Origin of the sequence: Stutzerimonas stutzeri (assembly GCF_002890895.1) — a bacterium.
Taxonomy (GTDB): Bacteria; Pseudomonadota; Gammaproteobacteria; order Pseudomonadales; family Pseudomonadaceae; genus Stutzerimonas; species Stutzerimonas stutzeri_AB.
In genome coordinates, this window is record NZ_POUL01000006.1 from 48,198 (window position 1) to 61,888 (window position 13,691).

Here is a 13,691-nt window from a genome sequence, read left to right on the forward strand (position 1 = left end):
TCTTTGTTACCTCAACTTCAATGTGGCAAGACCAACCAACACAAGGATCACCGTGATGATCCAGAAGCGCACGATCACGCGGGGCTCTGGCCAGCCCTTGAGTTCGAAGTGGTGATGAATCGGAGCCATGCGGAACACCCGCTTGCCGGTCAGTTTGAATGAGGCGACCTGGATCATCACCGACAGGGTTTCCATCACGAATATGCCACCCATGATGAACAGCACGACTTCCTGGCGGACGATCACAGCAATAGTGCCAAGGGCCGCGCCAAGGGCCAGCGCGCCCACATCACCCATGAAGACCTGGGCGGGGTAGGTGTTGAACCAGAGAAAGCCAAGCCCGGCACCGATCAGCGCACCGCAGAACACGATCAACTCACCGGCTCCGGGGATGTATGGAATCAGCAGGTAATCGGCGAAATTCACGTTGCCCGACAGGTAGCAGAAGATGCCCAGACCACCGCCCACCATCACCGTCGGCATGATTGCCAGGCCATCCAGCCCGTCGGTGAGGTTCACAGCATTGCTGGAGCCGACGATGACGAAATAGGTCAGCACGATGAAGCCGACCCCCAGCGGAATCTCGATGTTCTTCAGCAGCGGGAGGATCAACGTGGTTTCGACCGGTGTCTGCGCGGTCAAGTAAAGAAAGATCGCAGCACCGAGGCCGAAGACGGATTGCCAGAAATATTTCCAACGGCTTGGCAGACCGCGGGAGTTTTTTTCGATCACCTTGCGGTAGTCATCAACCCAACCGATTGCACCGAACAGCAGGGTCACGGCCAGCACCACCCACACATAGCGATTGGACAGATCCGCCCAGAGCAAGGTGCTGATGGCGATCGCGCTGAGGATCAGGGCGCCACCCATGGTCGGCGTGCCGGATTTCGACAGATGCGTTTGCGGCCCATCTGTCCGTACCGCCTGACCGATCTGACGCAGCTGCAGCGTACGGATCAACCAGGGCCCCAGCCACAGCGATAACACCAGCGCGGTCAGTACGCCGAGAATCCCACGAAGCGACAGGTACTGAAAGACTGCGAAGCCCGTGTGGAACTGTTGCAGGTACTCGGCGAGTAGCAGCAGCATCAATGTTTCTCCATGCCGGACGCGGAAAGTGCTGCAACGACGTTATCCATCGCTGCGCTCCGTGATCCCTTGATCAAAATGGTGGTCGCATTGCCCTGCTCCAGACGCAGCGACTCGATCAGGCTCTGCTGATCGGCGAAATGGCGCGCGCCATGACCGAAGGCCTCCACGGCATGCTTCATGAGCGGTCCGACCGCGAACAAAGTGTCTACTTTGCCTCGGGCGTAACTGCCGACTTCGCGGTGGCCCTGCTCGGCCCAGGAGCCCAGCTCCCCCATGTCGCCCAGCACCAGCACCGTGCGGCCGGCAAAGCCGGCCAGCACATCGATGGCGGCACAGATCGACGCAGGGTTGGCGTTGTAGGTGTCGTCTATCAGGCGAACGCCGTTGCTCAGCATCTGCGCAACGCCTCGGCCCTTTACGGGCTGCAGACTTTCAAGCCCAGCGACGATGTGCTCTGCGGCAACACCCAGCGCCCTGGCGGCCGCAGCGGCGGCCAGCGCATTGGCCACGCTGTGGCGACCGAGAAGATTCAGTTGGACACGCACGGACCCGGTCGGGCCGGTCAGGACGAAATTGGGACAGCCACGAAGATCGTAAGCAATCGAAGCGGGGTGAAAGTCGGCCAGCGGGCTCGTGACGGCAAAGCTCACTACTCGCTTGCCTGCCACTCGGCGCTCCCACACCGAATAGGCGCGGTCGTCACGATTGAGCACGGCGACGCCTTTGGCGCCGAGACCATCGAGAATCTCGCCCTTGGCCTCGACGATTTTTTCCGGCCCACCGAATTCGCCAACATGAGCCGTGCCCGCGTTGGTAATCAAGCTGACATCTGGCCGAGTCAGGCTGACGGTATAGGCGATTTCGCCAACGCGTGAAGCACCTAGCTCAATCACCGCAGCCTTATGCTGAGGACCTAACTCCAGCAGCGTGAGCGGTGCGCCCAAATCGTTGTTGAGATTGCCGCGTGTGGCGAGAACCGCATCATCGCCATAGGCGGCGCGCAGGATACTGGCCAGCAGTTCCTTGACGCTGGTCTTGCCGCTGGAGCCGGTGATCGCCGCGACCGGACCGGTGAACGCGTCGCGATTGAGCGCTCCCAGCTGACCGAGGGCGACACGGCTATCGGCAACAACAAGTTGAGGTAACGAGACCTCTGGCATATGGCGCTCGACCAAAGCGGCGACAGCGCCCTTGGCGGCAACTTCCGCAAGGTAGGTATGGCCGTCGAAGCGAGGCCCGGTGAGCGCAATGAAAAGCTGCCCCGGCTCGATTGCGCGGCTGTCGGTGCTGACAGAGCTAAAGGTTGCATCGGCATTGATCAGCTTGGCTGACAATGGCTCGACCAGATCGCTAAGACGCTTGGCTTCAAGCATGGGAACCCCTCCAGCCAGCCAGGGCCGTCGAGGCCTGATCGAGATCGGAGAATGGCAGACGCTCGCCCTTTATTTCCTGGTAGTCCTCATGCCCCTTGCCGGCCAGCAACACCACATCATCAATGCTGGCGTTCTCGATACAGCGGGCAATGGCCGCGGCGCGCCCTGGCACAAACAGCGCTTGTTCGGGCGCGCTGAAACCTGCATGGATCTCATCGAGGATCTGCTGCGGATCTTCATGGCGCGGGTTGTCATCGGTGACTATGACGCGGTCCGCCAAACGCTCGGCAACCTGAGCCATCAGCGAGCGCTTGCCGCGGTCTCGATCACCACCGCAGCCGAACAGGCACAGCAACTGACCGCGGGCATGCGGGCGAAGAGCGACAAGAACCTTTTCAAGCGCATCCGGCGTATGGGCGTAATCGACCACCACCAACGGGCGATCGCCACCACCTAACCGCTGCATGCGGCCGACCGGGCCATCAATCCCCTGCAGCACTGCTAAAACTTCGTCGAGCGCGTAATTCATGCCCAGCAAGGCGCCCACCGCCGCAAGCACATTGCTGACATTGAACCGGCCGAGTAGCGGGCTACGCAGCGAGCGCTCCCCTTGCGGGGTCACCAGCCGTGCGTGGATTCCGCTGTCGTCCAGCCGCGCCTCTGGGCAGTAGAGGTAAGCCGAGGCATCCTCCAGGCTATAAGTGATCAAGCGCGATTCCGGGTGCTCTTGCGCGAGCGATCGGCCCAGCGCGTCGTCCAGATTGATCACCCGACACCCAAGCCCCGGCATATTGAATAGCCTCGCCTTGACCTCACCGTAGGCTTCCATGGAACCGTGGTAGTCGAGGTGGTCTCGGGACAGATTTGTGAACACCGCCACATCGAACGCGAGCGCGGCAACCCGGCCCTGCGCCAGGCCATGCGAGGACACCTCCATCGCAACAGCGCGCGCGCCCTGCTTCCGCAGGCTCGCCAGATTGGCCTGTACGCCGATGGCATCAGGTGTGGTGTGCTGACCAAGGACCAACTCGCCGTGAAAGCCGGTCCCGAGGGTGCCGATGATCCCGCAACGCTCACCCAAACGATCCAGAGCCTGGGCAATCAAGTAGGTCACGCTGGTCTTGCCGTTGGTTCCGGTCACGCCGACCAGATGCAGACCGCGGCTCGGTTCACCGTAGAACCGTCCGGCAATAGCTGAAAGCTGTCCCGCCAGGTTGCGAACCGGGACCAGCTCAGCGCTAGCCGCGGTCATTTTCGCAGCCCCTTCGGCTTCGTAGGCGATTGCGGCTGCGCCGTGAGCAATCGCATCTGCAATGTGCACGCGGCCGTCTTGCTGGTAACCGGGCACAGCCAGAAACAAATCGCCTGGACGAACCTTGCGGCTGTCCAGCGTCAGCTCTCGAATGAGGGTATCGCTGGCAGCTTGAGGCAGTAACTGATTCAGCGGCATCGGCATCAGATACGCCCTCCCTTGGTCTTGTCAGCGTCGGCGGTCTTGACGTCCTCCGGAGGAAGATTGTCAGGAGCCACATTCATCAGACGCAGCGCGCCGGACATCACGCGACTGAACACGGGGGCCGATACCAGGCCGCCGTAATAGCCGCTCTTGCTGGGCTCGTCGATGACCACCGCGATGGCGATGCGTGGATCTCGCATCGGCCCGAAACCGGCGAACATCGACCGATAGGCATTTTCCTGATATCCGCGACTGTTAGCCGAGGCCTTGCGCGCGGTACCGCTCTTGCCCGCCACGTGATAACCCGGCACCTGGGCGCGAAATACGCCACGCGGGGCTTCGATTACTTCCTGAAGCATGCCCTGAAGGGTTTTGGCAACTTCCGGCGACACCACTTCTACGCCTTCTGGCTTGTGGTCCACCCGGACCAATGACATCGGCACCAGGCGCCCGTCATTGGCCAGTGCGCCATAGGCGTGAGCCAATTGCACAGCGGTCACCGACAGGCCATAGCCATACGAAAGCGTGGCAGTTTCGGCCTGGCGCCACTCGCGGTGGGTAGGAAGATTGCCGACTCGCTCACCTGGGAAGCCCAAGCCGGTGTCCTGGCCGAAACCGATCTTGCGCATGACCTCATGAATCGCAGCGCCGCCAATATCGAAGGCGACCTTGCTCATTCCGACGTTGGAAGAGTTGATGAGAATGCCCGTCAGGCTAAGCTCACGCCCTTCGGTTCTGGAGACGTCTCGGATCGTGTAGCGACCGATGCGCAGCGATCCTGGCCACACCTCGACCAGGTCGCTGGGCTTCCAACGTCCTGTTTCGAGAGCCGCGCTCATAGAGATTGGTTTCATCGTCGAACCCGGCTCGAACAGGTCCGTCATGGCCCGGTTACGCATCGCTGCTGGCTGCAGATTTCGGCGATTGTTCGGGTTATAGGTTGGCTGATTGACCATGGCCAGCACTTCGCCCGTTTTCACGTCGAGCACGACCAAGCTGCCAGCCTTGGCGCCAAACTCCAACAGCGCGTTACGCAGCTCGCGATGCGCCAGATACTGCAGACGCAGGTCAAGGGACAGTGCAAGCGCCTTGCCGGCCTTGGCGTTCTTGACCACCTGAACATCCTTGATCAAACGGCCGCGACGGTCCTTAAGCACCTGCCGCTTACCCGGGACACCGGCCAACCATTCGTTGTAGGCGAGTTCCATACCTTCACGACCGTGGTCGTCGATATCGGTAAAGCCGACCACGTGAGCGGCCACCTCACCGGCGGGGTAGAAACGGCGAAATTCCTCTTGCGCGTAAACGCCCGGTATATCCAGATCCAGAACCCGCTGCCCCTGCTCAGGGGTCAGGCCGCGCACCAGGTACATGAACTCTCGCTCGGCCTGCGCCTTGAGGCGCTGCTGCAATCCGGCGGGGTCCTGCCCCAGCGCCTCAGCCAGTTCGGGCCAGCGAGCCTGTGCGCTTTGCATTTCGCGCGGGTTCGCCCAAAGCGTAGTGACTGGGGTACTCACAGCCAGGGGCTCGCCGTGACGATCGGTCATGAGTCCACGATGCGCGGGGATTGGAATGTGGCGCACGCTGCGCGCATCTCCCTGGCCCTTCAGAAACCCCTGATCCAGTACCTGCAGATCAACGATGCGCCATGCAATGGCGCCAACCATCAATGCCAGCAGAGCCAGCACGATGCGAAAACGCCACGGATAGAGCGCGCCCTGAAGCTTCATGGCGCCACCAGCCTGACAGCTGCCGCTTCAGGGATGTGCATCTTCAACTGCTCGGAAGCCAAGGTCTCGATCCGGCTGTGAGCAGTCCAGGTGCTCTGTTCAAGAATAAGACGACCCCATTCAGCCTGCGCCTTGTCGCGCACACTTAGCTCACCGTAAAGCTCATTGAGTAACTGCCGGTTCCAGTGCGCGCTATAGGCGACGCCAATTGCCGACAACAGCACGGCAATAAACAGCACCAGCATCAGCAGGCTGCCGTTGGGCATGGCGCGACGCAGCTGAGTCACCGCAACTTCTCCGCCACACGCATCACGGCGCTGCGCGAACGCGGGTTCGCCTTAACCTCTTCGGCGGAAGCGTATTGCGGTTTGCCCAGCAGCTTCAGCCGAGGCACGAATTTTTCAGGGATGATCGGCAGGTCACGCGGGAGCGTGTCGGCCTCGCCTTTCGCATGCCGACGCATGAACTGTTTGACGATGCGGTCTTCCAGCGAGTGAAAACTGATCACCACCAGCCGGCCACCCACATCAAGCCCCTCGAGAGCGGCCTCGAGCCCTGTTTCCAAGTCGCCAAGTTCGTTGTTGATAAAAATGCGCAACCCCTGGAAGGCCCGTGTGGCGGGGTTCTTGCCTTTCTCCCAAGCGGGATTGGCCACGGTAATGACTTGTGCAAGATCAGCCGTACGCTCAAAAGGCTGCACCGCACGACGTTGCACTACGGCACGAGCCATGCGCTTGGCAAAGCGCTCTTCACCATATTCCCGGAAGACTCGGGCGATATCGTCTTCGTCGGCGGTTGCGATCCACTCAGCAGCACTGACCCCTCGACTGGGGTCCATGCGCATATCCAGAGGGCCATCGTTCAGAAAGCTGAAGCCGCGCTCGGGGTCGTCCAGCTGCGGCGAAGATACGCCAAGATCCAGCAGGACACCGCTCAACGTACCGGTCCAGCTGCGCTGCTCAAGCTCCGCGCCAAGCTCTGCGAAACTTCTCTGTACAACGACAAAGCGGCCATCCTCGGCCGCCAGTGCTTGCCCCGTAGCGATTGCTAGCGGGTCTTTGTCGAATCCTAGCAAACAGCCATCAGGCCCAAGCTGCCGTAGCAGCAGGCGGCTATGTCCGCCGCGACCGAAGGTCCCATCCAGATAGCGACCGTCGGGACGCACGCCAAGGGCCGCGACGGCCTCGTCGAGCAAAACGGTGACATGGTTATAGTTGCTGGTCGGGCTCACAGGATTAGATCACGCAATTCTTCCGGCAAAGCACCGGGTTGTTTGATGGCCGCCAGGTCCGCATCTGCTTGTGCGTTCCAGTCGTCCTCGTTCCACAAGCTGAACTTGTTCAGCTGACCGACCAGCATGGCCCGCTTGTCCAGCCCGGCGTATTCACGCAAACGCGGCGGCACCAGAACGCGGCCATTGCCGTCCATTTCCAGATCGACCGCATTCCCGATCAGCAAACGCTGCAGTCGGCGACTTTCTTCTCTTAAAGATGGCAACTCACGAAGCTTGGCTTCGATCAGCTCCCACTCAGGCAATGGGTAAATTCCCAGGCAACGGTCCACAGCATCGATGGTGATGATCAGCTGCCCCTCGCAACGCGAAACGAGCTCGTCACGATACCGGCTTGGCATCGCTAGCCGGCCTTTGGCATCGAGACTGATGGCGTTTGCTCCGCGAAACACGGCTGCGCTTCCCCTGATTTAGCTATCCATGCCCATAAATACCCACTTCATTCCACTTTTTACCACTTGTGCGCACTATAGAAATGCAGCAGCCCCACCGTCAAGGTACGCCGGACGGGAAAAACCCTTATGTGACGGGAATTTAGCAAGCGAAGCGGAGATAAACGGTAAACCGGAAGGGGTAGCGAATAGAGATATTCAGCAAACGCAAAAGCCTGCACTTCGAAGTTAAAGTACTTTATGAAGAGCAAGAATTTTTTGGTCTAAACAGGAGGGGTGTTTCAAGAGAATTCGGAGAGTCGATCTGTAAGCCGGGTTCTGTCGAGGACAGTCATTCCTCTACGACAGCCATCACTGACTGCCTCTAGCAACCTACCCGGATCCAGCGCGGGCCACGCCAATGGATCCCTATTTGGTCTTGCTCCAAGTGGGGTTTACCTAGCCACGGACTGTTGCCAGCCGTGCGGTGCGCTCTTACCGCACCTTTTCACCCTTACCGGCACCGAAGCGCTTAGGCGGTTATTTTCTGTGGCACTTTCCGTAGGCTCACGCCTCCCAGGCATTACCTGGCACTTCGCCCTATGGAGCCCGGACTTTCCTCCCTCCCTTCTTGCGGAACAAAAAGAGACAGCGACTGTCCGATCGACTCTCCGGCAGCCAGAGTACTTGTATACAGCGAGAGCTGCAAGCTGCGGCTAGCCGGCCACCGAAGCGGCAGAACCACCCCACCGATCATCCGACAGCTTTATTGGCTCGCATCCTTTTCTTGTAATGCGAGTTGATACAACAGGTTCTTCCTGACCCCCGTGATCTCCGAGGCAAGCGCCGCGGCACGCTTAACCGGCAGCTCGGCCAATAGCAGACTCAAAACCCGACGGGCATTCACATCGACTGTGTCATCCTCGTTCGGCGCTTGCCAACCGCCCACTACAAGCACGCATTCGCCCCGCTGCTGATTGGGATCTGCCTCAACCCAAGCGCGCAGCTCGCCCAACGGAAGGCCCTTCAGCGTCTCGAAGGTTTTGGTCAACTCGCGCCCCAGCACCGCAGGCCGATCGGGACCGAACACAGACTCAAGGTCCACCAGCGCAGCAAGGATTCGATGCGGCGCCTCATAGAAAATCAGCGTACGCGGCTCATCCCGCAGATGATTCAGACGAGCAAGTCGCGCGACCTGCTTAGCAGGCAAAAATCCCTCGAAGATAAATCGATCAGACGGCAGGCCTGCGGCGCACAGCGTCGCGATAAGCGCACAGGCGCCAGGCAGCGGAACGACCCGCACCCCTGCAGCTCGCGACTGACGAACAAGATGGTAGCCAGGGTCGGATATCAGCGGTGTACCTGCATCGGAGATCAGCGCCACATCGTCACCGGCCAGTAGTCGCCTGATAAAGCGTCCACCCTCCTCTCGCTCGTTATGCTCATGGCACGCCGCCAAGGGTGTAGTGATGCCGAAGTGCTGTAGCAGGCGAGACGAATGCCGGGTGTCTTCCGCCGCAATCAGCGCTACCTCGGATAGAACGCGCAAAGCCCGCGCACTGATATCTTCGAGGTTACCGATTGGCGTGGCGACGACATAGAGCGTGCCCACCGCGGAATTCACATCACCTGTCGCAGTCACAGAGCTTACCTCAGCTACTAAAACGCGCATTGTAGCCCGTTTACGGGCGGCGACATCGCGACCCCGCCAATGCTTGGGTACAATCCGCCGACACCCGCCATCGCCTTTCAGGAACGAACACATGACGGCCCGCTTTCGCCCGCTTATCTTTTTATGCATTGCCGCTCTGCTCTCGGCTTGCGCCAGCTCGCCGTCGTCCACTCTCGGTGAATTACCTAAAACACCCCAGGCATCGACGCAGCAGTTATTGAAAGAAGCCGAAGCCAGCGAACCCGCCAAGGCAGCATCGCTGCGACTGTCTGCGGCCGACCAAAGCATGCAGCAGGGCAATCAGGCTCAAGCTCGAGAGATCCTCGGTCAAATCGACCTCACTCAGTTGATGCCTGCTCAGCAAATGTTCGCGAAGACACTGGAAGCAGAGTTGGCCTTAGCTGCAGGCGACGCCAAGAGCGCCCTGCAGGCGCTTCAGCACCCAGCGTTCGATCGCCTCGCAGAACTGCCCGTAGACCAGCAGCTACGAACCCAGCTCGCCCGCGCCCAAGCATTTCAAGCGAACAACCAACCCCTCGACGCGGCCCGCGAACGCACCTTCATCGCACCGCTGCTAAGCGGCGAGCCGGCCGAAGCCAATCACGAAGCTATCTGGTCGCTCGTATCGAACCTGCCGACCGGCCAACTGCAACCGAATGCAGACACCGATCTAACCGGCTGGATAAGCCTGGCAGCAGCCGTCAAACAGGCCGGCACCCTCAACCAGCAGCAACGTGCTATCGACGCCTGGCTACAGCAGAACCCCAACCATCCAGCCGCCAGACGACTGCCGACATCACTGAAGAATCTCAGGGAATTGGCTGACAAACCTTTGTCACATGTGGCGTTACTCCTCCCGATGGACGGCCCGCTGGCCAGCGTAGCGCGCGCGCTGCGCGACGGATTTCTCGCCGCCCACCTCGCCGAGCAGCAAGACCTCAAGATCGAACTGTACGACAGCACCCGGATGTCTTCGCTCGATGAGTTTTATCGGCAAGCAGCTACCGCAGGCGTCGAACTGGTCATCGGCCCACTGGAAAAGGACATGGTCCGCCAGCTGGCGGACCGCGAGCAGCTCCCCATTACCACCCTCGCCCTTAATTACAGCGATGCGAACCAAAAGGTGCCACCGCAACTGTTTCAATTTGGCCTTGCTGCAGAGGACGAAGCGCGCGAAGTAGCTCGCCGCGCCTGGGCTGACGGACACCGCCGGGCCGTAGCGCTGACGCCTCGTGGCGACTGGGGTAATCGTGTATTCGAGGCCTTCCGCCAAGAATGGCAGGCGCTAGGCGGCACCGTGGTCGCTGCAGAACCTTTGGCCGAACCCATTGAGTTGGCGAATCAAATAGCGGACCTGCTGCAGATACGCAGCAACGGAGCTGGTAATGAAACGCAGCCTTCGCGTCGCCAGGATATCGATTTCCTGTTTCTTGCCGCGACTCCGCAGCAGGCGCAACAAGTCAAGCCCACTCTGATCTTCCAGTACGCCGGAGACCTACCCGTCTACGCCACTTCACACCTTCACGCTGCCACCGATAACCGCACGCAGTATCTGGACCTCGAGGGCATCCGCTTTACCGAAACCCCCTGGCTGCTTGATTCACAGCTGCCACTGAGACAGGAAATCGAGCGGAAATGGCCGCAAGCCCGAGGCAGCCTCGGCAGACTGTATGCAATGGGCGCTGACGCCTACCAGCTGGCACCGCGCCTGAACCAGCTTCTAGCGCTACCGGACACTCGACTCGAAGGCCTTTCGGGCACACTCAGCCTGACTCCGCAGCAGCGGATCGAGCGGCAACTGCCCTGGGCCGAATTTCGTGACGGGGAAGTTCGTCCGCTTCCGGACACGTCCTATTGATAACGAACAGCAAGCAGACCAGCGGAAAGCTCGCCGAAGACTTCACCCTGCGGCACCTTGAGACGTGCGGGCTACGCCTGATCTGCCGAAACTGGAGCTGTCGTAGCGGCGAGCTTGATCTGGTCATGCTCGATGGCGATACAGTAGTATTCGTCGAGGTTCGGTACAGGCGTCACGCCGCATGGGGCGGCGCACTCGAGAGCGTGGACCTGCGCAAACAGCAGAAGCTGATCAAGGCAGCCCAGCTGTTCCTGCTAAAGGAGAGTCGTTGGGCAAAACATCCCTGCCGCTTCGACGTCGTCGCCATCAGCTCGACCGAAGGCGGAGCGCAGCCCAGCTGGATTCGAAATGCCTTCGATAGCTAAAGATGCCCTATGTGGGCTCGCACCATCTCGCGAATATCACCCCTATACCGAGGTTTCCTTGCGGCACGGCTAAAGCGGCCCGGCCCGTCACCTGAAGGTTTATTTCCGATGGACATGCAATCCCGTATACGACAGCTCTTCCTAGCCAGCATTGAAACCAAACAAAGCGCTATGGAAGTGCTCGCACCCTGCATCGAGCAGGCCGGGCAAGTGATGGTCAACACCCTGCTCAGCGAAGGCAAGATCCTGACATGCGGCAATGGTGGCTCAGCCGGCGATGCTCAGCACTTCTCCTCGGAATTGCTTAACCGATTCGAGCGGGAGCGCCCTAGCCTGCCAGCAATCGCGCTGACAACGGACAGCTCGACAATAACGTCCATCGCCAACGACTACAGTTACAACGAAGTGTTCTCCAAGCAGATCCGCGCACTGGGTCAGCCGGGCGATGTACTGCTGGCGATTTCTACCAGCGGCAATTCGGCCAATGTCATCCAGGCGATACAGGCCGCTCACGACCGGGAGATGGTGGTCGTTGCGCTTACCGGTCGCGACGGTGGCGGCATGGCCTCGCTGCTGCTGCCTGAAGACGTTGAAATACGAGTACCGGCGAAGGTGACCGCACGCATTCAAGAAGTACACCTGCTAACCATTCACTGCCTGTGCGACCTAATCGACAACCAACTGTTTGGGAGCGAAGAATGACTTCGGTTCATCTGCATGCGCTTACGCTCGCACTGTGCCTCGCCGTCACAGGATGCGGCTCAGTGCTCAACGCCACACGCGACGAGCCAATTAACGACAATCGGGGCACTCGCACGATCGGCAGTACGATTGACGACTCGCTAATCGAAACGAAAGCAGCTGTAAATATTGCCAAAGCCCATCCCGACCTTGACCAGGCGTCCCATATCGTCGTTGCCAGTTACAACGGCGTGGTGCTGTTGGCGGGGCAAACGCCGCGCGCAGAGCTTAAGCAGCTAGCCGAACAAGCCGCCAGCTCAGTGCAGCGGGTCAAGCGCGTACACAACGAAGTACAGGTATTGAAGCCCTCGTCGGGCCTGGCACGAAGCAACGACTCATGGCTAACAACCAAGATTAAGGCACAGATGCTGGCAGACGCGAGCGTTCCTGGCTCCCGCGTAAAAGTCATCACTGAGAACGGAATCGTTTATCTTCTTGGCCTCGTCACGCGCCAGGAAGGCAATCGCGCAACGAGCGTGGTGCAAGGCGTCTCAGGCGTGCAGCGAATCGTCAAGCTGTTCGAATATATCGATTAGAGAGCTTTGGCCGGGAAAGCGTAACAGGGGGTGTAAACTTGCGCCCCACCGACGCTCCCAGCCAGCCAGGGCCGACCTAGCCGGCAGCCTTGTCGGCTTAAGGGCCTTTCGCCCCTTTTACTTGACCACCTTCAAACTAGGGCGCCCACCCTGGGCCGGGCGTGACGCAGTACCGGCCCCAGCTGAAGTGTCATCGGAAGGCGTCGCGTCATCCGGCGGAGCAGGCTCAACCTCGAAGACCATCCCCTGCCCGTTCTCCCTTGCGTAGATTGCCATGATTGCCGCAGACGGGACGTGCAAGCTGTGCGGAACGCCACCAAAGCGCCCCTCGAAACTGATCGCCTGGTTATCCATCTGCAACTGACGCACCGCGCTGGGCGCCACATTCAAGACGATCTGGCCATCACTGGCAAAACCGTCAGGCACCTGAACGCCGGCATGATCAGCGTTGACCAAAAGATGCGGCGTGCAGTCGTTGTCGACGATCCATTCGTACAACGCCCGTACCAGATAAGGTCGACTCGATGTCATATACAACCCCCTTAGCGCATGCGGCGCTCAACGGCGGATAGACTGACCTGGAAGGCCTCGCGGGCAAAATTGATTTCCATGTAGTCGAGCAGCGGTTTCGCCGCCCGCGGCAAATCAATTCCAAGTGTGGGTAAACGCCACAGGATAGGCAACAGGCAACAGTCCACCAAACTGATCTCATCACTCATGAAGAAAGGCTTTTCAGCGAACACGGGCGACACGCCCGTTAGACTCTCACGCAACTCTTTCCGCGCCTGGGCACGCGCCGCCTCAGCGGTGCGGCGATCACCAATTCGATCAACCAGGCTGCACCAGTCCCGCTGCACCCGATGCACCAGCAGCCGGGTATTCGCTCTAGCTACAGGATAGACGGGAAGCAGCGGCGGGTGCGGATAACGCTCTTCGAGATACTCGGTGATCACGCTCGGCTCGTAAAGCGCCAAATCACGATCCACGAGCGTCGGCACACTGGCGTACGGATTCACCTCGCTCAGCCTGACCGGGCAGTGCGCCGAATCGACGTCGATTATTTCGACGCTTACGCCCTTTTCAGCAAGCACATAACGCACTCGATGCGAATAGTGGTCGGCGGGATCGGAATAGCAGGCCAACCGATTGGTAGCGGCCATAGGGTCCCTCCTTAAAAATATGCCATGGCAGAAAAAAACGCGCGCC

Annotated in this window: 14 protein-coding genes and 1 other RNA gene; 4 read left to right on the plus strand and 11 right to left on the minus strand. The window is 59.9% G+C overall.

All coding sequences use genetic code 11. The features are described 5' to 3' along the window. Positions 1-6: 6 nt before the first annotated feature. From mraY to rsmI, 9 genes are all read right to left on the minus strand, one after another. Positions 7-1,089: a phospho-N-acetylmuramoyl-pentapeptide-transferase gene (gene mraY, locus CXK96_RS12770; protein WP_102836833.1), complete on the minus strand. Its 1,083-nt coding sequence runs from the start codon at positions 1,087-1,089 to the stop codon at positions 7-9. Then, positions 1,089-2,465: a UDP-N-acetylmuramoyl-tripeptide--D-alanyl-D-alanine ligase gene (locus tag CXK96_RS12775; RefSeq protein ID WP_102836834.1), complete on the minus strand. Its 1,377-nt coding sequence runs from the start codon at positions 2,463-2,465 to the stop codon at positions 1,089-1,091. The genes mraY and CXK96_RS12775 overlap by 1 nt, the downstream gene beginning before the upstream one ends. Next, a complete protein-coding gene (locus CXK96_RS12780) occupies positions 2,458-3,921 on the minus strand; it encodes a UDP-N-acetylmuramoyl-L-alanyl-D-glutamate--2,6-diaminopimelate ligase (protein WP_102836835.1) in 1,464 nt (487 codons plus the stop codon). The genes CXK96_RS12775 and CXK96_RS12780 overlap by 8 nt, the downstream gene beginning before the upstream one ends. Next, positions 3,921-5,651, minus strand: a complete 1,731-nt coding sequence (locus CXK96_RS12785; RefSeq protein ID WP_102836836.1) for a peptidoglycan D,D-transpeptidase FtsI family protein — start codon at positions 5,649-5,651, stop codon at positions 3,921-3,923. Before CXK96_RS12785 ends, CXK96_RS12780 begins: the two co-directional genes overlap by 1 nt. Next, complete coding sequence (ftsL, locus tag CXK96_RS12790) at positions 5,648-5,917, minus strand: cell division protein FtsL (protein WP_200637112.1); 270 nt, start codon at positions 5,915-5,917, stop codon at positions 5,648-5,650. The genes CXK96_RS12785 and ftsL overlap by 4 nt, the downstream gene beginning before the upstream one ends. A 17-nt stretch (positions 5,918-5,934) precedes the next feature. Continuing rightward, the gene (rsmH, locus tag CXK96_RS12795; RefSeq protein WP_102836838.1) at positions 5,935-6,882 is read right to left on the minus strand and encodes a 16S rRNA (cytosine(1402)-N(4))-methyltransferase RsmH; all 948 of its coding nucleotides are present in this window, start codon (positions 6,880-6,882) and stop codon (positions 5,935-5,937) included. After that, complete coding sequence (gene mraZ, locus CXK96_RS12800) at positions 6,879-7,334, minus strand: division/cell wall cluster transcriptional repressor MraZ (RefSeq protein ID WP_102836839.1); 456 nt, start codon at positions 7,332-7,334, stop codon at positions 6,879-6,881. The genes rsmH and mraZ overlap by 4 nt, the downstream gene beginning before the upstream one ends. A 291-nt stretch (positions 7,335-7,625) precedes the next feature. Beyond that, positions 7,626-7,984, minus strand: an RNA gene (gene rnpB, locus CXK96_RS12805) — RNase P RNA component class A. 95 nt (positions 7,985-8,079) lie between these two features. After that, positions 8,080-8,985, minus strand: coding sequence for a 16S rRNA (cytidine(1402)-2'-O)-methyltransferase (rsmI, locus tag CXK96_RS12810; RefSeq protein ID WP_219807532.1), 906 nt, complete (start codon positions 8,983-8,985; stop codon positions 8,080-8,082). Between the two features lie 91 nt (positions 8,986-9,076). Here rsmI and CXK96_RS12815 point away from each other — a divergent pair, with 91 nt between their 5' ends. The 4 genes from CXK96_RS12815 (at position 9,077) to CXK96_RS12830 (ending at position 12,485) form a co-directional block, all read left to right on the plus strand. Continuing rightward, a complete protein-coding gene (locus tag CXK96_RS12815) occupies positions 9,077-10,843 on the plus strand; it encodes a penicillin-binding protein activator (protein ID WP_102836841.1) in 1,767 nt (588 codons plus the stop codon). Continuing rightward, positions 10,840-11,208, plus strand: a complete 369-nt coding sequence (locus CXK96_RS12820; RefSeq protein WP_102836842.1) for a YraN family protein — start codon at positions 10,840-10,842, stop codon at positions 11,206-11,208. Before CXK96_RS12815 ends, CXK96_RS12820 begins: the two co-directional genes overlap by 4 nt. Before the next feature lie 108 nt (positions 11,209-11,316). Beyond that, on the plus strand, positions 11,317-11,910 hold the full coding sequence (locus CXK96_RS12825; protein WP_102836843.1) for a phosphoheptose isomerase: 594 nt from the start codon (positions 11,317-11,319) through the stop codon (positions 11,908-11,910). After that, the gene (locus CXK96_RS12830; protein ID WP_102836844.1) at positions 11,907-12,485 is read left to right on the plus strand and encodes a BON domain-containing protein; all 579 of its coding nucleotides are present in this window, start codon (positions 11,907-11,909) and stop codon (positions 12,483-12,485) included. The genes CXK96_RS12825 and CXK96_RS12830 overlap by 4 nt, the downstream gene beginning before the upstream one ends. 117 nt (positions 12,486-12,602) lie before the next feature. Here CXK96_RS12830 and CXK96_RS12835 read toward each other — a convergent pair whose 3' ends face one another. Beyond that, positions 12,603-13,016 (minus strand): ClpXP protease specificity-enhancing factor, encoded by a 414-nt coding sequence (locus CXK96_RS12835; protein WP_102836845.1) that lies wholly within the window; start codon positions 13,014-13,016, stop codon positions 12,603-12,605. 11 nt (positions 13,017-13,027) lie between these two features. Then, positions 13,028-13,645: a glutathione S-transferase N-terminal domain-containing protein gene (locus CXK96_RS12840; RefSeq protein WP_102836846.1), complete on the minus strand. Its 618-nt coding sequence runs from the start codon at positions 13,643-13,645 to the stop codon at positions 13,028-13,030. Between the last annotated feature and the right edge of the window lie 46 nt (positions 13,646-13,691).

Excerpts from the sequence above, each read along its gene's own strand:
- mraY (WP_102836833.1), bottom strand. The coding sequence starts at position 1,089 with ATGCTGCTGCTACTCGCCGAGTACCTGCAACAGTTCCACACGGGCTTC.
- CXK96_RS12775 (WP_102836834.1), bottom strand. The coding sequence starts at position 2,465 with ATGCTTGAAGCCAAGCGTCTTAGCGATCTGGTCGAGCCATTGTCAGCC.
- CXK96_RS12780 (WP_102836835.1), bottom strand. The coding sequence starts at position 3,921 with ATGCCGATGCCGCTGAATCAGTTACTGCCTCAAGCTGCCAGCGATACC.
- CXK96_RS12785 (WP_102836836.1), bottom strand. The coding sequence starts at position 5,651 with ATGAAGCTTCAGGGCGCGCTCTATCCGTGGCGTTTTCGCATCGTGCTG.
- ftsL (WP_200637112.1), bottom strand. The coding sequence starts at position 5,917 with ATGCCCAACGGCAGCCTGCTGATGCTGGTGCTGTTTATTGCCGTGCTG.
- rsmI (WP_219807532.1), bottom strand. The coding sequence starts at position 8,985 with ATGCGCGTTTTAGTAGCTGAGGTAAGCTCTGTGACTGCGACAGGTGAT.
- CXK96_RS12815 (WP_102836841.1), top strand. The coding sequence starts at position 9,077 with ATGACGGCCCGCTTTCGCCCGCTTATCTTTTTATGCATTGCCGCTCTG.
- CXK96_RS12825 (WP_102836843.1), top strand. The coding sequence starts at position 11,317 with ATGGACATGCAATCCCGTATACGACAGCTCTTCCTAGCCAGCATTGAA.
- CXK96_RS12830 (WP_102836844.1), top strand. The coding sequence starts at position 11,907 with ATGACTTCGGTTCATCTGCATGCGCTTACGCTCGCACTGTGCCTCGCC.
- CXK96_RS12835 (WP_102836845.1), bottom strand. The coding sequence starts at position 13,016 with ATGACATCGAGTCGACCTTATCTGGTACGGGCGTTGTACGAATGGATC.
- CXK96_RS12840 (WP_102836846.1), bottom strand. The coding sequence starts at position 13,645 with ATGGCCGCTACCAATCGGTTGGCCTGCTATTCCGATCCCGCCGACCAC.